The following is a 17,131-nucleotide window of genomic DNA, read 5'->3' as shown; positions in this document are numbered from 1 at the left end:
TTTAAAGAAGCCAATCGGTAAAAAAGGAGGAGACTCTATTGAATGAGATTACAGAGGTTCTCCCTGAATTATTGAGAGATGCCATCTCCGCTGTGCCCGAAGAAGCGAGACGGGATACAGAAGAAATCAGAATCCGCGTCGACAGGCCGGTTGAACTGATCCAAAAAGGACAACCTTTGTATTTGTCATATGTCTGTACAGCCGGCGACGCACAGCTGATCCTCAGCCGGCTCAGCAATTACAGTATGTACACGCTGGAAGAAGAGCTGAAAAAAGGATATATCACAATCAGAGGAGGCCACCGCGTGGGGCTGGCCGGAAGAGTCATCGTCGAAAACGGAGCCGTCAAAGGACTCCGGGATATTACTTCTTTTAATATCCGAATCGCCCGGGAGAAGCTGGGAATCGCAGAACCGCTCATTCCTTTCTTATGGAAAGAAAACTGGCTGAATACGCTGATCATCGGTCCTCCGCAAACGGGGAAAACGACCTTGCTTCGTGATTTGGCCCGGCTTTCCAGCACCGGATCAAAACGCATTCCCGCAAAAAAGACAGGTATCGTAGATGAACGTTCGGAAATTGCCGGCTGCCTGCGGGGCATTCCCCAGCACAGTTTCGGCCGCAGAATCGATGTCCTTGATGCCTGTCCGAAGGCGGAAGGGCTGATGATGATGATTCGCTCTATGAGTCCTGATGTCATAATTGTGGATGAAATCGGGAGAATGGAAGACTCACAAGCGCTGCTGGAGGCGCTCCATGCGGGCGTATCCGTTATCGTATCTGCGCACGGGTGGAATATGAAAGACTTGGTAAAGAGGCCGTCGCTGAAAATGCTTTGGGAGGAAAACGTGTTTGACCGGTATGTTGAACTGTCAAGGCGCCGCGGTCCGGGAACGATCAGCAGGATGTACGGAAAGGACGGGGAACCTGTTCCGCATGCTGAAAGCGTGATGACATGCTGAAGCTTTTGGGTGCCGTGTTTATTCTGACAGCGACGACTTGGACCGGATTTGAGATCGCCAAAATGTATATAGAAAGGCCGAGGCAGATCCGTCAGCTGCGCGCGGCGCTCCAATCGCTTGAAGCGGAAATCATGTTCGGGCATACACCGCTGCATACCGCCTCGGGACAAATTGCCGCACAGCTTTCCAAACCTGTATCGTTATTGTTTCAAGCTTTCAGCAGAAGGCTTGAGCAGGGAAGCGATTCCGCCAAAACGGCTTGGGAACAGAGCTTGAAACATAATTGGTCGTCCATGGCGATGAAAAAAAGCGAATATGATGTGCTGAAGCAATTCGGAGAGACGCTCGGGCTCCATGACCGTGTTTCTCAGCAGAAACATATCAAGCTTGCGCTTACACATTTGGAAGCGGCGGAAGCGGATGCCGGACGGGCGCAGGCGAAAAATGAAAAAATGGTGAAAAGCTTAGGATTTTTAGCCGGACTGTTACTCATTCTTCTATTGATGTAAACATGAGGGGAGCAAACATAAAATGGGAGTCGACGTAAATGTCATTTTTCAAATCGCCGGAGTCGGTATCGTGGTTGCGTTTCTGCACACCATACTTGATCAAATGGGAAAAAAAGAATACGCCCAGTGGGTGACGCTGCTTGGCTTTATCTATATTTTATTTATGGTGGCGACGATTGTCGATGACCTGTTCAAAAAGATCAAAGCTGTGTTTCTATTCCAAGGATAGGGGGGCTTACAGATTGAGATTGTTCAAATTGTAGGTTTAGGCCTGATCGCCACATTTCTCTCCCTGATCGTAAAAGAACAGAAACCGACTTTCGCGTTTATGATTGTCGTCTTCAGCGGCTGCGTGATCTTTCTTTATCTCATCGACCAGATTTACGACATTATCAGAATGATAGAAAAAATAGCCGTCAATGCAAATGTCAATATGGTCTATGTGGAAACCATTTTAAAAATTATCGGCATCGCCTACATCGCTGAATTCGGAGCGCAGCTTACAAAGGATGCGGGCCAGGGAGCGATTGCTTCGAAAATAGAGCTGGCCGGAAAAATTTTGATACTGGTAATGGCCGTGCCGATACTCACCGTCATTATTGAAACGATTCTCGGACTTATTCCTTCTTGATCATAAATAAAATGGAAAGGGGGGGCACAAAAAATGAAGCGCTTTCGGTGGGCGGGAGCTTTTTTGTTCATCCTCTTATTTTTTCAGACTGAATGTGTACAAGCTGCCGGAACAGACGGTGCGTCGCAGGAAACCGCAGTTCACCAAGAATCCGCTGATGAAGTGGCGAAAAAGCAGGCCGAAGCGCTGAAAACAGAAGGCATCGGAAAATTTTGGGACGACATCATGACAGAATACGGCGGTCTTCTGCCTGAAAGCCAAAAGGGAAGCATCATCGACTTTATTAACGGAGAAAAAACGTTCTCGCCGGAGGCATGGCTGAAGGCTTTATTTTCATACTTGTTTCATGAAGTGCTCGCAAACGGAAAGCTTCTGGGAACTTTGATTCTTCTCACCATTTTTTGTGTCATTCTGCAGCTCCTGCAAAATGCGTTCCAGCAGAGCACCGTCAGCAAAGTGGCTTATGCAATCGTCTACATGGTGCTGATTATTCTCGCTTTAAACAGCTTTCATGTTGCCGTTAATTATGCCAGTGAAGCGATCCAGACGATGACAAGCTTCATTCTCGCGCTCATCCCGCTTTTACTTGCGCTTTTGGCGTCTTCCGGGGGAGCCGTTTCCGCAGCTTTTTTTCACCCCGTTATTTTATTTCTGATGAATACGAGCGGCCTTCTCATTCAAAACATCGTCATGCCGCTTATCTTCCTGTCAGCGATTTTAAGCATCGTCAGCACGATGACGGATCAATATAAAGTCACGCAGCTTGCCAATCTGCTCAGAAATATCGCGATCGGCGCGCTTGCCGTATTTCTCACCGTGTTTCTCGGCGTCATCTCCGTACAGGGGGCTTCGGCTGCCGTGACGGACGGGATTACGCTCAGGACTGCAAAATTTATAACAGGCAATTTTATTCCCGTGCTCGGCCGGATGTTTACGGATGCGACGGATACGGTCATCAGCGCCTCGCTCCTATTAAAAAACACCGTGGGAATCCTCGGAGTCGGAATTTTGATCTGCATCTCCGCGTTTCCGGCGATCAAAGTGCTCTCGCTCGCTTTTATTTATAAGCTCGCGGCCGCTATTCTGCAGCCGCTCGGAGGCGGGCCCGTCATTACGTGCCTCGGCGTCATCAGCAGAAGCGTACTGTATATTTTCGCGGCGCTCGCCATCGTCTCTCTCATGTTTTTCCTCAGCATCACAGTCATTATTACAGCAGGCAACCTCACCATGATGATGAAATAAAGGAGGCCCATTGGATATGAGCTTTTTAACAGAATGGCTGACAAGCATTATTTTATTTATCTTATTCGCCATCGTCATCGACATGCTGCTGCCCAGCTCCAGTATGCAAAAATACGCAAAGATGGTTGTCAGTCTGCTGTTAATCATTGTCATGCTCAACCCGATATTCAAACTTTTCAAAACAGACCCGGAAATCATCTTCGATTATTTGACAAAACAAGAGCAATCTCAATCCGCTGATATAAAAAATCAAATTAAATCAGAAAAAAAAGAAATACAAGCATCAAACCGCGCATATGTTTTAGAAGAAATGGCTGTCCAACTAAAAAAGAAAGCGGAGGAGATGTTCAGTCATGACGAATACAAAATAGACGACATCCGCCTTACAGCGGAAGAACAGGTTCGTTCAGAAGAAGATGTAAAAACGATCAGCGTGTATATGGCCCCATCTTCTGAAAAAACCGTGCAAACCGTCGCACCGATCGACATCCGCACAGACCGCAAATACGAACCGGAAGGCGCAGCCGACAAAAAAGAGGCCGCAGACATCAAAGAAAAACTTGCGGATATATGGGAAATCGGCAGTGAGAAAATTACGGTTTATATGGAAGGCAGGGAGAAAAACGGCCATGAATAAAAACGGACTATGGACCATACTCAAAAAACAGCTGATGATCGGACAGGCGAAAGACGGAGAAAAACCAAAACTGACAAAATATCATTACTTTCTGTTCGTGTTTGTGCTCGGGGTATCTTTTATGCTGGTCAGCCAGCTGTTCTCTTCACCGGAGAAAACCGGGAAGGACCAAGCGGTGCAGACCGTCATGTCCGGCCGAACGGAAGACAAAAGCGGGCAAAAAAGCGCACCTGTTTTTAAGGCATCGAAAGACGGCAGCGCAAAAACCACGATCGATGATTACGAAAGAGACTATGAAAACCAGCTGAAAGAAATCCTTGAAACGATTATCGGCGTGGAGGATGTCTCAATTGTCGTAAACGTAGACGCAACATCTTTGAAAGTGTTTGAGAAAAATAAAACGAAAAAAGACACCACCACTGAAGAAACCGATAAAGAAGGCGGCAAAAGAAGCGTAACCGATCAAACCTCTGAAGAACAAATTGTCATAATTCGAAACGGGGACCAGGAAACCCCGGTCGTCGTCCAGACGAAAAAGCCCGATATCCGCGGTGTACTCGTTGTCGCTCAGGGAGTGGACAACGTTCAAATAAAAAAAACCATCATTGATGCCGTCACAAGGGTGCTTGATGTTCCGAGCTACCGTGTAGCGGTTGCCCCTAAAAAAATCAAGGAGGATTCATAAATCATGCTGAAAAAACAAACGGTTTGGCTTTTAACAATGCTCAGTCTCGTCGTGGTATTAAGTGTTTATTATATTATGTCGCCGGAAAGCAAAAATGCCGTGCAGATGAAAAGCGAAAAAAGCAGCGGAGAAGTCGCCACTGAAAAAACGCCGGCTCCTGAAACGAAAGATAAGAGCGGAAGCGGCACGGAAAAAGAAGACGGTACAAAAGGAACGAAAGATTCTAAAGGCACAAAAGAGGATAAAGAAACATCAGCCGAAGCTTCGGACAAAGACGGATCGGTCGCCACAGAAACAGCTGATGAAAACTTATTTACCGCATACCGCATGGAGCTTGAAGACGCGAGAAGCAAAGAAAGGGAACAGTTAAACAGCATTGTTTCAAGCGATGATGCGACCGCAAAGGAAAAAAGCGAAGCCTACGATAAAATGACGGCGCTGAGCAATGCTGAAGGGACGGAAAAACAGCTGGAAACGCTGATTAAAACACAAGGCTACAAAGATGCGCTCGTGGATGCTGAAGGAGACAAAATCAACATTACCGTCATGTCTGACAAACATTCAAACGCAAAAGCTTCCGCTATCATTGACCTGGTGGAAAAAGAAATCAAGACGATGAAAGACGTCGCCGTCACGTTTGAACCGACAAAATAAGAGACCTGAACCGCCCGCACCCGCTGCGGGCTTTTCTGATGTCATTTTAGATCAGTGTTGAATTTACACAAGCGCTCCTGTAAGATAAACATAGTATGTACTTTTAGTAGCAACCCATAAATTTCTATTTTTTATACATAGGAGTGGAAACTGATGTTAAAAATCAACGAAATTCATGAACTGATAAAAAGAATCGATGAATCTTCCATCGACGAATTTGTTTACGAAATTGAAGGCGTAAGCCTCAAACTGAAAAAAAATGAAGCGCCGGCAGTGAATGTAACGGGACAAGCCCAAGCCGTTCCCGCCGCTTACGCACCTGCTCCGCAGGCTGCAAAACCGGAAGCGAGTGAAGCCGCCCCTGCTCAGGAAGCGCCGAAACAAGACGAAAACCTGCACAAAATTACGTCTCCGATGGTCGGAACGTTTTATGCTTCTTCATCGCCGGAAGCCGGCCCTTACGTAAACCAAGGTTCAAAAGTGAGCGAAAATACAGTTGTTTGTATCGTAGAAGCAATGAAACTCTTTAACGAGATTGAAGCCGAAGTAAAAGGAGAAATCGTTGAAGTGTTAGTTGAAAACGGCCAGCTGGTCGAATACGGACAACCTCTATTTCTTGTAAAAGCTGAGTAAGGAGACCTGCTATTATGATTAAAAAGCTATTGATCGCCAACCGAGGAGAAATCGCCGTCAGAATCATCCGGGCCTGCAAAGAGCTGGGCATTGAAACTGTAGCCGTTTATTCTGAGGCAGATAAAGACGCCCTGCATGTCCAAATGGCCGATGAGGCTTTTTGTATCGGGCCGAAAACATCAAAAGAAAGCTATTTAAATGTAACGAACATCGTCAGCGTCGCAAAGCTGACCGGCACGGATGCGATTCATCCGGGATACGGGTTTTTAGCTGAAAACGCCGATTTTGCCGAGCTGTGCGAAGAATTAAACGTAACGTTTGTCGGCCCTACGGCTGACGCCATTTCAAAAATGGGAACAAAAGATATCGCCCGCGACACGATGCAGCTGGCGGGCGTGCCGATTGTGCCCGGTTCAAAAGGAATCATAAAAAATACGGAAGAAGCGGTTTCGCTTGCAGGTGAAATTGGGTATCCTGTCATTATAAAAGCCACTGCGGGCGGAGGCGGAAAAGGCATCCGGGTCGCACGCACAGAAGAAGAACTGATCAAAGGCATTGAGATTACCCAGCAGGAAGCCGCTACGGCATTCGGAAATCCGGGTGTGTACATCGAGAAGTACATAGAAGATTTCCGCCATGTAGAAATTCAGGTGCTTGCGGATAATTACGGAAACACGATCCATCTCGGAGAGCGTGACTGTTCTATCCAAAGACGTCTGCAAAAACTTCTTGAAGAGTCACCGTCACCTGCGCTTGATTCTGAAATCAGGGAGCAGATGGGTGAAGCAGCGGTAAAAGCAGCGAAGGCCGTCGGTTACACGGGAGCCGGCACAGTAGAATTCATCTATGACTACAGAGAACAGCGCTACTACTTCATGGAGATGAACACGCGTATTCAAGTAGAGCACCCTGTCACAGAAATGGTGACGGGAACGGATCTGATCAAAGAACAGATCAAAGTGGCATCCGGACAGGAGCTCTCGCTCAGACAGGAAGACGTTGAATTTAACGGCTGGGCGATTGAATGCCGCATCAACGCTGAAAATCCTGCGAAAAACTTCATGCCTTCACCCGGTAAAATTAACATGTACCTGCCGCCGGGCGGACTCGGCGTACGCGTGGATTCAGCCGCATATCCCGGCTATTCGATCCCGCCGTACTATGACAGTATGATTGCTAAAGTCATCACATACGGAACAACGCGTGATGAGGCAGTCGCACGGATGAAACGCGCGCTGAGCGAATTCGTGATTGAAGGTATTGAAACGACGATTCCGTTCCATTTGAAACTGCTTGAACACGAAACATTTGTCAGCGGAGAGTTTAATACAAAGTTTTTAGAAACATATGATGTAATGGGCTCATAATTTTTGCGGGAGGTGAATTGAATGGAAGACAACAGTGTGCTTAAAATGGATCATGATGAGGCTCATTTAGGCAAGGTTGAAATTGCTCCTGAGGTCATTGAAGTCATTGCCGGCATCGCCGCTTCCGAAGTTGAAGGAGTTGCTGAAATGCGCGGCAATTTCGCCACGGGCGTCGTAGAACGCTTCGGCAAAATCAATCACGGCAAAGGCGTAAAGGTCGATTTAGCCGATGACGGGATTACCATCGACGTCTATTGCGTCGTTCAATTCGGGATCTCGATCCCGAAAGTGGCGGCAAGCGTTCAGGAGAATATCCGCCAAACCTTATTAAACATGACGTCTCTGACCATTAATGAAATCAATATTCATATCGTCGGCATTCAATTTGACACGAAAGCCCAAGAAGTCGAAACCGACGAAGAAATGTAATGAGCGTATAAAAACCAAGGGGATGGGCAGCCCTTTGGTTTTTTATACGTTTCCCGTCATTTCAGGCATGAAGAAAGCCGGCTTACAAACGGCAGCCGAGTTTCTTCATGCTGTGAAATCCGAATGAAATTAATGCGTTTTGTGAAAATATTCGGCATTAGGGTAAAAAACCTAAATTTCGACATGCGATTGAGAAAAAAATATGTTATGATCTCTTTAAGCTTAACGACAAGCGGATAAAGCGGATCTGAAGGAGAAAGAAAATGAAAAGAAGAACAGCTAGAGAAAAAGCTTTGCAGGCACTTTTTCAGATTGATGTCAGCGATATTGCACCGAACGATGCCATTGAGCACGCGCTTGATGGTGAAAAAACAGATGCCTTCTTTGAACAGCTGGTGTACGGAGTGATCGAACATCAGGTTCAGCTTGATGAAATGATTTCCGGCCATCTCGTCAATTGGAAGCTTGACCGGATTGCAAACGTAGACCGCGCGATCCTGCGTCTGGCGGTGTATGAAATGGTTTATTCTGACGACATTCCTGCTAACGTGTCATTAAACGAAGCAATCGAGCTGGCAAAACGGTTCGGCGACGATAAAGCTGCAAAATTCGTAAACGGGGTTCTTTCTAACATTAAAACTGATATCGAATCATAGGAGGAAAGAAAATGACTGCAACAATCATCGACGGAAAAGAAACGGCTAAAGAAAAACGCGAACAATTGGCAAAAGAAGTAGAAGAGCTGAAAGCACAAGGCGTAGTGCCTGGATTGGCGGTCATTTTAATCGGAGACGATCCCGCTTCTGTTTCATATGTGACAGGCAAGAAAAAAGCCGCTGAAACAATGGGAATGAAATTTAAGCTTGACCGCTTTGACTCAAGCTTAACCGAGGCGGAGCTTTTAACAGTGATTGATCAGTATAATCAAAATCCGGAATTCCACGGCATTCTCGTCCAGCTGCCGCTCCCGGATCATATTTCTGAAAAAGCCGTAATCGAGCGGATCTCCCCTGATAAGGATGTTGACGGTTTCCACCCTCTCAACGTCGGGAAAATGCTGCTTGGAGAAGATACATTTCTTCCATGCACGCCGCACGGAATTGTCGAGTTATTGAAAAAGACGAACGTAGATCTTTCCGGCAAAGAAGTTGTTGTAGTCGGACGAAGCAATATTGTCGGTAAACCGGTCGGCCAGCTGCTGCTGAACGAAAACGCGACCGTCACATATTGCCATTCCCGGACGAAAAATATGTCTGAGCATACGAAAAAAGCAGATATTCTTGTGGTAGCGGTCGGTAAAGCGAACTTCATCAAAGCTGATCAAATCAAAGAGGGCGCCATTGTCATTGATGTCGGCGTCAACCGTCTCGAGAGCGGAAAACTCTGCGGAGACGTTCAGTTTGATGAAGCGAAAGAAAAAGCATCTTTCATTACGCCGGTGCCGGGCGGAGTAGGTCCGATGACCATCACAATGCTTGCGCATAATACTGTTAAATCTGCCAGACGTACGTTATCATAGATAACCGGAGACAGTCACAAAAAGTGTGACAATGAGCACGATACCCGCTTCTTAAGGCTCCTTTCAGCCAGAGCGGGTTTTCTTAGTTTAGGGCAAAAAGCCTTTATGAAAGGAGTGCAGGATGTGAGTGAAGCGGCATATGTCACGGTTTCCGCGCTGACCAAATACATTAAACGAAAATTCGATGTGGACCCTCATCTTGAAGACATTTGGATTAAGGGTGAGCTCTCCAATGTTAAAATTCATACGAGAGGCCACATCTATTTTACATTAAAAGATGAGCATGCCCGCATGCAGGCCGTCATGTTTCAGAGGCAAAGTTCGAGGCTTGCGTTTAAGCCAGAAGACGGAATGAAGGTCATCGTAAGAGGCGGCATCTCCGTCTATGAACCGAGCGGAAGCTATCAGCTGTACGCGAAAGAAATGCAGCCGGACGGTGTGGGGGCGCTCTACTTAGCATATGAAGAATTAAAGAAAAAACTTGCCGGCGAAGGGTTGTTTGATGACCGGCATAAGCAGGCCATCCCCGCTTTTCCGGCCACGATCGGGGTCGTCACGTCACCGACGGGAGCAGCCGTCAGAGACGTCATTACCACACTCAAAAGAAGATACCCCCTTGTGAAAGTCATTGTGCTTCCCGCGCTCGTTCAAGGTGAAAATGCCAGCAGATCGATTGTGAAGCGCATTGAAGAAGCCAATGCACAAAAAATGTGTGACGTTCTGATCGTCGGAAGGGGAGGGGGCTCGATCGAAGAATTGTGGGCATTTAACGAAGAAATCGTGGCCCGGGCGATTTTTGCTTCCGCCATTCCGATTATATCAGCCGTCGGACATGAAACAGATTTTACAATCAGTGATTTCGTCGCGGATATCCGGGCGGCAACGCCGACAGGAGCGGCAGAAATCGCCGTCCCCCACACGACGGACTTAATGGAACGGACAAAAACGGCGGAAGTCCGCCTGACAAGAGCGATGCAGCAGCATATCAGCAAGAAAAAAGAACGGGTTCAATCGCTCCAGTCATCCTACGCGTTCCGTTTTCCGAAACGATTGTATACCCAAAAAGAACAGCAGTTTGACCTTTTGTATCAGCAGTTCCAATCACAGCTCACAGGGCTTACGGACAGGAAACAAAGGCAGCTTGAGCGGAATACGTACAGATTAACGGCGCTCCACCCTGAAACCCAGCTGAAACAGGCGAAAAAACGGTACGAGGAGCGCTCAAATCAGCTCGCCCGAAGCATGAATGTCCAGCTGAAGCAGCTTCATTCGCAGTTTCAGACGGTTCTTGGTAAACTGAATGCATTAAGTCCCCTTCAGGTGATGGAGAGAGGATACAGTCTGGCCTATAAAGACAAAGAGCTGATCAAAAGCGTTGATCAAGTGGAACAACATGATACGCTTGAAGTAAAGATGACAGACGGCGTTCTGACGTGTGAAGTATTGCAAAAGAGAGGCGAACGATAATGACAGAAACCAAAAAAAGTGAAGAGCTGACATTTGAAGAGGCGATGAAAGGCCTTGAAGGCATTGTGGCAAAGCTTGAAGAAGGAGACGTGCCGCTGGAGCAGGCGATTAATTATTTTCAGGAAGGGATGGCCCTTTCAAAAATGTGCCATGAAAAGCTGCAGCATGTCGAAAAGCAAATGGACTTTATTTTAAAAGATAACGGCGAACTTGCACCTTTCAGCGTTCAGGAGGAAGACGAAGGTGACAAATAAACTGGACGCATTTTTAGCATCGCGCAAACAACTGATTGAACAGCAGCTTTCTTTGTATACAGAACGGCTTGCGATGCCGGAAACCCTCAAAAAATCTATGCTGTATTCTTTGGAAGCGGGCGGAAAGAGGCTGCGCCCTCTCGTCGTCTTAGCCGTTCTGAATGCTTACGGAAAAGATGAAAAAGACGGGATTCCGGTCGGATGCGCTGTCGAAATGATTCATACGTATTCTTTAATCCATGATGATCTGCCTTGCATGGACGATGATGATCTGCGCCGGGGAAAGCCCACAAACCATAAAGTCTTCGGAGAAGCGGCAGCCGTATTGGCCGGAGACGGGCTTCTGACAGAAAGCTTTAAATTGATCACATCTCATGTGTCTGAGGCGGTTTCAGCAGAAAAACGGCTCCGTCTCGTCGATGAGCTGATCAGCGCGGCGGGAACGGAAGGAATGGTCGGCGGACAGGCTGCCGACATGGAAGCGGAGCAAAAGCGGATAACGCTTGAGGAGCTGGAATCCATCCACGAGCGGAAAACGGCCAAGCTCCTCGGTTTTTCCGTGACGGCGGGCGCCATTTTGGCAGATGCGCCGGAGGATGAAGTCGAAAAGCTCCGTTTGTTCAGCAGCCATATCGGCATCGGATTTCAAATCAGAGACGACATCCTTGATATTGAAGGGCATGAGGAGAGGATCGGCAAACCGGTCGGCTCAGATACGTCGAATGAAAAATCAACGTATCCGTCGCTTTTAACGCTTGAAGGTGCGAAAGAAAAGCTTGCGTATCATATCAGCGAGGCGAAACAGATCATCAGCGGCCTTTCTCTTCAGAAAGAATTGCTGCATGACCTCTGTGATTTAATCGCGGCGAGAGATCATTAAAAACGGTCCTGATTTGAAGGGGCTGCCGCTCCTATGGTAAAATGTAAGCAGTTTCGATGAAAATACAAAGGGAGTCTTTTTCTTTTTTCAAAAAGACACTGTTTAATTTGCAGAAATTCATTCTGAAAGTGAGTTGATCCGCTTTGGATCTTTTATCAATACAGGACCCGTCATTTCTTAAAAAGATGTCAATTGAACAGCTGGAAGAGCTGAGTGAGGAGATCCGCAATTTCCTCATCACATCGCTGTCTGCCTCTGGCGGCCATATCGGGCCGAACCTCGGGGTTGTCGAGCTGACAATTGCGCTTCACAAAGAATTTGACAGTCCGAAAGATAAATTTTTATGGGATGTCGGACATCAGTCCTATGTTCATAAACTGTTAACCGGGCGCGGCAAGGAGTTTGAAACCTTGCGCCAATATAAAGGGCTTTGCGGTTTCCCGAAACGCAGCGAAAGCGAACATGACGTATGGGAAACAGGCCACAGCTCAACCTCGCTCTCAGGCGCGATGGGAATGGCTGCCGCCCGTGATATTAAAGGATCGAAAGAATATATCATCCCGATTATCGGAGACGGCGCTTTAACCGGAGGAATGGCGCTTGAAGCGCTGAACCATATCGGTGATGAGAAGAAAGACATGATCGTCATCCTGAATGATAATGAGATGAGCATTGCGCCGAATGTCGGGGCGATTCATTCTATGCTGGGACGGCTTCGCACGGCCGGCAAATATCAATGGGTAAAAGACGAGCTTGAATATTTATTTAAGCGCATCCCGGCCGTCGGCGGAAAATTGGCCGCCACAGCTGAACGGATAAAAGACAGTTTGAAATATATGCTTGTGTCAGGCATGTTTTTTGAAGAGCTGGGCTTTACGTATTTAGGCCCGGTTGACGGTCATTCCTACCACGAACTGTTTGAAAACCTGCAATACGCCAAAAAAACGAAAGGCCCTGTCCTTTTACATGTCATTACGAAAAAGGGCAAAGGCTATAAACCGGCTGAGACCGACACAATCGGCACATGGCACGGAACGGGTCCTTATAAAATCAATACGGGTGATTTCGTCAAGCCGAAAGCCGCGGCGCCTTCATGGAGCGGACTTGTCAGCGGCACCGTGCAGGAGCTGGCGCGCGAGGATGACAGAATTGTCGCCATTACACCGGCCATGCCGGTCGGCTCTAAACTGGAAGGGTTTGCGAAAGAATTCCCTGAACGCATGTTTGATGTCGGAATCGCAGAACAGCATGCGGCGACGATGGCGGCTGGAATGGCGCTCCAAGGCATGAAGCCGTTTCTTGCGATTTATTCGACCTTTTTGCAGCGGGCGTACGATCAGGTCGTCCATGACATCTGCCGTCAAAACGCGAATGTATTTATCGGCATTGACCGCGCCGGTTTGGTCGGCGCCGACGGGGAGACGCATCAAGGCGTCTTTGACATCGCCTTTTTGCGGCATATACCAAACCTCGTTTTAATGATGCCGAAGGATGAAAATGAAGGCCGCCATATGGTCAATACAGCCCTTAATTATGAGGAGGGTCCGATCGCGATGCGCTTCCCGCGCGGAAACGGGCTCGGCGTAAAGATGGATAAAGAGCTGAAAACCATTCAGATCGGAACATGGGAAGTGCTCCGTCCCGGAAAAGACGCGGTCATTTTAACATTCGGTACGACCATTGAAATGGCGCTGGAAGCGGCTGAAGAACTGCAAAAAGAAGGCCTGTCCGTGCGTGTCGTGAATGCGCGGTTTATAAAACCGATTGATAAACAAATGATGAAGGCCATTCTTAATGAAGGTCTGCCGATTTTAACGATAGAAGAAGCCGTGCTTGAAGGCGGATTCGGCAGCACGATTCTTGAATACGCTCATGACCTCGGCATGTATCATACACCGATTGACAGAATGGGCATCCCAGACCGGTTTATTGAACACGGCAGCGTAACCGCCCTGCTTGAAGAAATCGGTCTCACGAAGGCTGAGGTTATGAACCGGATCAAACTGCTGATGCCGCCGAAGACACATAAAGGAATTGGATCATGACAGCAAAAAAAGAACGATTAGATGTACTTCTTGTAGAAAAAGGCCTTGCGGAAACGCGGGAAAAAGCGAAACGCGCCATTATGGCGGGCATCGTATACTCAAATGAAAACCGATTGGACAAACCGGGTGAAAAAATCGCCCGGGATCTTCCGTTAACGGTAAAAGGAAACCCTCTTAAATACGTCAGCAGAGGCGGATTAAAGCTTGAAAAAGCCCTGGAAGTGTTTCCCGTCTCGGTAAAAGGCAAAACGATGATTGACATCGGCTCGTCTACAGGGGGATTCACGGATTGCGCCCTCCAAAACGGAGCCGAGCGGTCCTACGCAGTGGATGTCGGCTATAATCAGCTTGCCTGGAAGCTCAGACAGGACGAGAGGGTCGTCGTCATGGAACGGACGAATTTCCGCTATTCCGAGCCTTCCGATTTCACAGAGGGTTTGCCGGAATTTGCGACAATCGATGTTTCTTTCATCTCACTCCGCCTCATTCTGCCGGTTTTAAAAACGCTGCTTGTACCGGGGAGCGATTGTATCGCACTGGTGAAGCCGCAATTTGAAGCCGGACGGGAATCCGTCGGAAAAAAAGGCATTGTCAGAGATCCCGGTGTTCATACTGACGTTCTCCGCCGCATGAATCAATTTGCCGCTTCTGAAGGATATACAGTGAAAGGACTGTCCTTCTCACCGATTACAGGGGGAGACGGCAATATTGAGTTTCTGCTTCATTTGGAATGGGGCGGAGAAGACGGAAACGGCACTGAACTGCCGGAAGAAGACATTCTCCGTACCGTCCGCGAAGCACATGAGACATTAAAAGCCAAAAAGACAGATGTACCGGAATAATAGGGGGCTATTATTCCTTTTTTCTGCCATCATGTACTTTTTATCAAGAAGCGGTTAACATAATGACAAGAACAGCTTGAAAACAGAGGTGCTTACATGACAAAAGGCCAAAGGCATATAAAAATCAGAGAGCTTATTACAAGCCATGAGATTGAAACGCAGGATGACTTAGTTGACATGCTGAGAGAAGAAGGATATAAGGTAACTCAGGCGACTGTCTCCAGAGACATTAAAGAGCTGCATCTCGTAAAGGTGCCGACAAACAACGGCTCCTACAAATACAGCCTGCCGGCGGATCAGCGGTTCAATCCGCTGTCAAAACTGAAGCGTTCATTAATGGATGCGTTCGTAAAAATTGACTCAGCAAGCCATATGATCGTATTAAAAACGATGCCGGGCAATGCTCAGGCAATCGGCGCTCTGATGGATAATCTCGAATGGGAAGAAATCATGGGCACGATTTGCGGAGATGACACGATCTTAATCATCTGCAGGACGCCTGAAGATACTGAGGGCGTTCAAAGCCGTCTTTTGGAGCTGCTGTAGCGTAATTATCAGATAAAAGGTGGAATGCTGTTTGTTAGCTGAACTATCAATAAAAAACTTTGCCATTATAGAGGAACTGACGATTTCGTTTGAACGGGGGCTCACCGTCCTGACGGGAGAAACAGGGGCCGGCAAGTCAATTATTATAGACGCCGTTTCCCTATTAGTCGGCGGCCGCGGCTCGTCTGAATTTGTCCGTTACGGTGAAACAAAGGCCGAGCTTGAAGGACTGTTTCTTTTGGACAGCGGTCATCCTGTTTTTGAAGTATGCCGTGAGCAGGGAATAGACGCATCTGACGACATGATTGTCATGAGAAGGGACATTAATGCCGGAGGAAAAAGCGTCTGCCGTGTCAACGGAAAATTAGTGACGATTGCGGCTTTGAGGGAAATCGGCAGACTTTTATTAGATATTCACGGACAGCATGATAACCAGCTGTTAATGGAGGACGATAAACACTTAGAGCTGTTGGACAGGTTTGCGGGCGCTGAGGCCGAATCCGCGCTTCAGGCTTACCATGAAGGCTATGAGCGTTATATGAAGCTGCTCAAAAAAGTGAAGAAGCTGTCAGAAAGCGAGCAGGAAATGGCGCATCGATTAGACCTGATTCAATTTCAGCTTGAAGAAATCGAGTCGGCGAAGCTTGAATTGAATGAAGACGAACTTCTTCAGGAAGAGCGGAAGCAGATATCCAACTTTGAAAAAATTTATGAATCATTGCAAAACGCCTATAATGCGCTCCGCAGCGAGCAGGGGGGGCTTGACTGGGTCGGAATGGCCTCTGCCCAGCTTGAAGATATTTCGGATATCAATGAACCGCTGCAAAAGCTGTCAGAAAGTGTGTCAAGTTCCTATTATCTGCTGGAGGATGCAACCTTTCAGATGCGCAATCTGTTAGATGATCTGGAATATGACCCGGAACGGCTGAATTTTATTGAAACCCGTTTAAATGAGATCAAACAGCTGAAGCGCAAATACGGAGCGACGGTAGAAGACATTTTGGAATACGGCTCCAAAATAGAAGAGGAAATCGATCAAATCGAGAACCGCGACAGCCACCTTGAAGCGCTGAAGAAGGAATTGGAGTCGGTCGGCAAAGATGTGGCCGTAGAAGCCGCCAATTTATCAAAAATCAGAAAAGCATGGGCTAAGAAACTGGCGGAAGCGATTCATCAGGAATTAAAAAGTCTGTATATGGGCAAATCAACGTTTGATACGGAATTTCTCGTGAAAACCGATCCGTCAGCCAGTGAAGCACCGGTTGTTAACGGGCAGCCCGTGCAGCTTACCCAAAAGGGGATTGACCTTGTGAAGTTTTTAATTTCAACAAACACCGGTGAGCCTTTAAAACCGCTGTCAAAGGTCGCTTCCGGAGGCGAGCTTTCAAGGGTGATGCTGGCGATGAAGAGTATTTTTTCTTCCCAGCAGGATGTCACCTCCATCATCTTTGACGAAGTGGACACCGGTGTAAGCGGGCGGGTTGCCCAAGCCATCGCGGAAAAAATCCATAAAGTATCGACCGGTTCACAGGTGCTCTGCATTACACACCTTCCGCAGGTTGCCGCTATGGCGGATACGCACCTTCTGATCGCAAAAGAATTCAAAGACGGCCGGACGACAACGCATGTCACGCCGCTTTCTAAACAGGACAAGGTAGCGGAAATCGGCCGCATGATTGCGGGCGTCGAAGTGACCGATCTGACAAAACGGCATGCACAAGAGCTTTTAAAACAGGCCGGACAGGTAAAAACGACAGGATAAGCTGCTGATACAGGCAGCTTATTTTTTTGTTCCATTTCTCTAACAGTGTATCCAATGTTTTTCTTCG

Annotated in this window: 20 protein-coding genes; all 20 read left to right on the top strand. The window is 47.5% G+C overall.

Going from position 1 to position 17,131, the window contains the following annotated elements; all coding sequences use genetic code 11:
- Positions 1-38: 38 nt before the first annotated feature.
- The 20 genes from spoIIIAA to recN all read left to right on the top strand — a co-directional run bounded on the left by spoIIIAA (position 39) and on the right by recN (position 17,064).
- Complete coding sequence (spoIIIAA, locus tag NYE62_RS12795; RefSeq protein WP_007408342.1) at positions 39-962, top strand: stage III sporulation protein AA; 924 nt, start codon at positions 39-41, stop codon at positions 960-962.
- The gene (gene spoIIIAB / locus NYE62_RS12790) at positions 956-1,471 is read left to right on the top strand and encodes a stage III sporulation protein SpoIIIAB (protein WP_007408343.1); all 516 of its coding nucleotides are present in this window, start codon (positions 956-958) and stop codon (positions 1,469-1,471) included. The genes spoIIIAA and spoIIIAB overlap by 7 nt, the downstream gene beginning before the upstream one ends.
- A gap of 22 nt (positions 1,472-1,493) precedes the next feature.
- A complete protein-coding gene (spoIIIAC, locus tag NYE62_RS12785; RefSeq protein WP_003153142.1) occupies positions 1,494-1,700 on the top strand; it encodes a stage III sporulation protein AC in 207 nt (68 codons plus the stop codon).
- Positions 1,701-1,712: 12 nt separating this feature from the next.
- Entirely contained in the window at positions 1,713-2,102 is a 390-nt protein-coding gene (spoIIIAD, locus tag NYE62_RS12780; protein WP_071392571.1) for a stage III sporulation protein AD, read from the top strand.
- A gap of 33 nt (positions 2,103-2,135) precedes the next feature.
- Positions 2,136-3,344 (top strand): stage III sporulation protein AE, encoded by a 1,209-nt coding sequence (spoIIIAE, locus tag NYE62_RS12775; RefSeq protein WP_003153145.1) that lies wholly within the window; start codon positions 2,136-2,138, stop codon positions 3,342-3,344.
- Positions 3,345-3,360: 16 nt separating this feature from the next.
- Positions 3,361-3,981, top strand: a complete 621-nt coding sequence (gene spoIIIAF / locus NYE62_RS12770) for a stage III sporulation protein AF (protein WP_277506511.1) — start codon at positions 3,361-3,363, stop codon at positions 3,979-3,981.
- Positions 3,974-4,666 carry a stage III sporulation protein AG gene (gene spoIIIAG / locus NYE62_RS12765; protein ID WP_342496983.1) on the top strand — a complete coding sequence of 231 codons (693 nt, stop codon included), beginning with the start codon at positions 3,974-3,976 and terminating at the stop codon, positions 4,664-4,666. The genes spoIIIAF and spoIIIAG overlap by 8 nt, the downstream gene beginning before the upstream one ends.
- Positions 4,667-4,669: 3 nt before the next feature.
- Positions 4,670-5,320 carry a SpoIIIAH-like family protein gene (locus tag NYE62_RS12760; RefSeq protein ID WP_007408346.1) on the top strand — a complete coding sequence of 217 codons (651 nt, stop codon included), beginning with the start codon at positions 4,670-4,672 and terminating at the stop codon, positions 5,318-5,320.
- A 153-nt stretch (positions 5,321-5,473) separates the two neighbouring features.
- Entirely contained in the window at positions 5,474-5,953 is a 480-nt protein-coding gene (gene accB / locus NYE62_RS12755; RefSeq protein ID WP_007408347.1) for an acetyl-CoA carboxylase biotin carboxyl carrier protein, read from the top strand.
- Positions 5,954-5,967: 14 nt separating this feature from the next.
- On the top strand, positions 5,968-7,320 hold the full coding sequence (gene accC / locus NYE62_RS12750) for an acetyl-CoA carboxylase biotin carboxylase subunit (protein WP_007408348.1): 1,353 nt from the start codon (positions 5,968-5,970) through the stop codon (positions 7,318-7,320).
- Positions 7,321-7,341: 21 nt separating this feature from the next.
- A complete protein-coding gene (locus NYE62_RS12745) occupies positions 7,342-7,749 on the top strand; it encodes an Asp23/Gls24 family envelope stress response protein (RefSeq protein ID WP_342496982.1) in 408 nt (135 codons plus the stop codon).
- A 263-nt stretch (positions 7,750-8,012) separates the two neighbouring features.
- Positions 8,013-8,405 carry a transcription antitermination factor NusB gene (gene nusB / locus NYE62_RS12740; RefSeq protein WP_007408349.1) on the top strand — a complete coding sequence of 131 codons (393 nt, stop codon included), beginning with the start codon at positions 8,013-8,015 and terminating at the stop codon, positions 8,403-8,405.
- Between the two features lie 11 nt (positions 8,406-8,416).
- Complete coding sequence (gene folD, locus NYE62_RS12735; RefSeq protein ID WP_007408350.1) at positions 8,417-9,268, top strand: bifunctional methylenetetrahydrofolate dehydrogenase/methenyltetrahydrofolate cyclohydrolase FolD; 852 nt, start codon at positions 8,417-8,419, stop codon at positions 9,266-9,268.
- Between the two features lie 123 nt (positions 9,269-9,391).
- On the top strand, positions 9,392-10,735 hold the full coding sequence (gene xseA / locus NYE62_RS12730) for an exodeoxyribonuclease VII large subunit (RefSeq protein WP_144663996.1): 1,344 nt from the start codon (positions 9,392-9,394) through the stop codon (positions 10,733-10,735).
- Positions 10,735-10,989, top strand: a complete 255-nt coding sequence (locus tag NYE62_RS12725; RefSeq protein WP_007408352.1) for an exodeoxyribonuclease VII small subunit — start codon at positions 10,735-10,737, stop codon at positions 10,987-10,989. The genes xseA and NYE62_RS12725 overlap by 1 nt, the downstream gene beginning before the upstream one ends.
- Positions 10,979-11,869 carry a polyprenyl synthetase family protein gene (locus tag NYE62_RS12720; RefSeq protein WP_007408353.1) on the top strand — a complete coding sequence of 297 codons (891 nt, stop codon included), beginning with the start codon at positions 10,979-10,981 and terminating at the stop codon, positions 11,867-11,869. The genes NYE62_RS12725 and NYE62_RS12720 overlap by 11 nt, the downstream gene beginning before the upstream one ends.
- Before the next feature lie 143 nt (positions 11,870-12,012).
- Positions 12,013-13,914: a 1-deoxy-D-xylulose-5-phosphate synthase gene (dxs, locus tag NYE62_RS12715; protein WP_144464123.1), complete on the top strand. Its 1,902-nt coding sequence runs from the start codon at positions 12,013-12,015 to the stop codon at positions 13,912-13,914.
- Positions 13,911-14,756: a TlyA family RNA methyltransferase gene (locus NYE62_RS12710; protein ID WP_342496981.1), complete on the top strand. Its 846-nt coding sequence runs from the start codon at positions 13,911-13,913 to the stop codon at positions 14,754-14,756. Before dxs ends, NYE62_RS12710 begins: the two co-directional genes overlap by 4 nt.
- Positions 14,757-14,852: 96 nt before the next feature.
- Complete coding sequence (gene argR, locus NYE62_RS12705; RefSeq protein WP_003153173.1) at positions 14,853-15,302, top strand: transcriptional regulator ArgR; 450 nt, start codon at positions 14,853-14,855, stop codon at positions 15,300-15,302.
- Between the two features lie 31 nt (positions 15,303-15,333).
- On the top strand, positions 15,334-17,064 hold the full coding sequence (gene recN, locus NYE62_RS12700; protein WP_007408359.1) for a DNA repair protein RecN: 1,731 nt from the start codon (positions 15,334-15,336) through the stop codon (positions 17,062-17,064).
- Positions 17,065-17,131 lie beyond the last annotated feature (67 nt).

It is taken from the genome of Bacillus sp. FSL K6-2861, assembly GCF_038630725.1.
Taxonomy (GTDB): domain Bacteria; phylum Bacillota; class Bacilli; order Bacillales; family Bacillaceae; genus Bacillus; species Bacillus velezensis.
The sequence above is the reverse complement of the archived record's forward strand: the minus strand, read 5'-3'. Positions and strand labels throughout refer to the sequence as shown.

What these genes read in the sequence shown, in the direction of transcription:
- spoIIIAC (WP_003153142.1), top strand. Translation starts at nt 1,494, where the DNA reads ATGGGAGTCGACGTAAATGTCATTTTTCAAATCGCCGGAGTCGGTATC.
- NYE62_RS12745 (WP_342496982.1), top strand. Translation starts at nt 7,342, where the DNA reads ATGGAAGACAACAGTGTGCTTAAAATGGATCATGATGAGGCTCATTTA.
- NYE62_RS12710 (WP_342496981.1), top strand. Translation starts at nt 13,911, where the DNA reads ATGACAGCAAAAAAAGAACGATTAGATGTACTTCTTGTAGAAAAAGGC.
- argR (WP_003153173.1), top strand. Translation starts at nt 14,853, where the DNA reads ATGACAAAAGGCCAAAGGCATATAAAAATCAGAGAGCTTATTACAAGC.
- spoIIIAB (WP_007408343.1), top strand. Translation starts at nt 956, where the DNA reads ATGCTGAAGCTTTTGGGTGCCGTGTTTATTCTGACAGCGACGACTTGG.
- spoIIIAG (WP_342496983.1), top strand. Translation starts at nt 3,974, where the DNA reads ATGAATAAAAACGGACTATGGACCATACTCAAAAAACAGCTGATGATC.
- NYE62_RS12725 (WP_007408352.1), top strand. Translation starts at nt 10,735, where the DNA reads ATGACAGAAACCAAAAAAAGTGAAGAGCTGACATTTGAAGAGGCGATG.
- accB (WP_007408347.1), top strand. Translation starts at nt 5,474, where the DNA reads ATGTTAAAAATCAACGAAATTCATGAACTGATAAAAAGAATCGATGAA.
- accC (WP_007408348.1), top strand. Translation starts at nt 5,968, where the DNA reads ATGATTAAAAAGCTATTGATCGCCAACCGAGGAGAAATCGCCGTCAGA.
- spoIIIAF (WP_277506511.1), top strand. Translation starts at nt 3,361, where the DNA reads ATGAGCTTTTTAACAGAATGGCTGACAAGCATTATTTTATTTATCTTA.
- nusB (WP_007408349.1), top strand. Translation starts at nt 8,013, where the DNA reads ATGAAAAGAAGAACAGCTAGAGAAAAAGCTTTGCAGGCACTTTTTCAG.
- NYE62_RS12760 (WP_007408346.1), top strand. Translation starts at nt 4,670, where the DNA reads ATGCTGAAAAAACAAACGGTTTGGCTTTTAACAATGCTCAGTCTCGTC.
- spoIIIAE (WP_003153145.1), top strand. Translation starts at nt 2,136, where the DNA reads ATGAAGCGCTTTCGGTGGGCGGGAGCTTTTTTGTTCATCCTCTTATTT.
- folD (WP_007408350.1), top strand. Translation starts at nt 8,417, where the DNA reads ATGACTGCAACAATCATCGACGGAAAAGAAACGGCTAAAGAAAAACGC.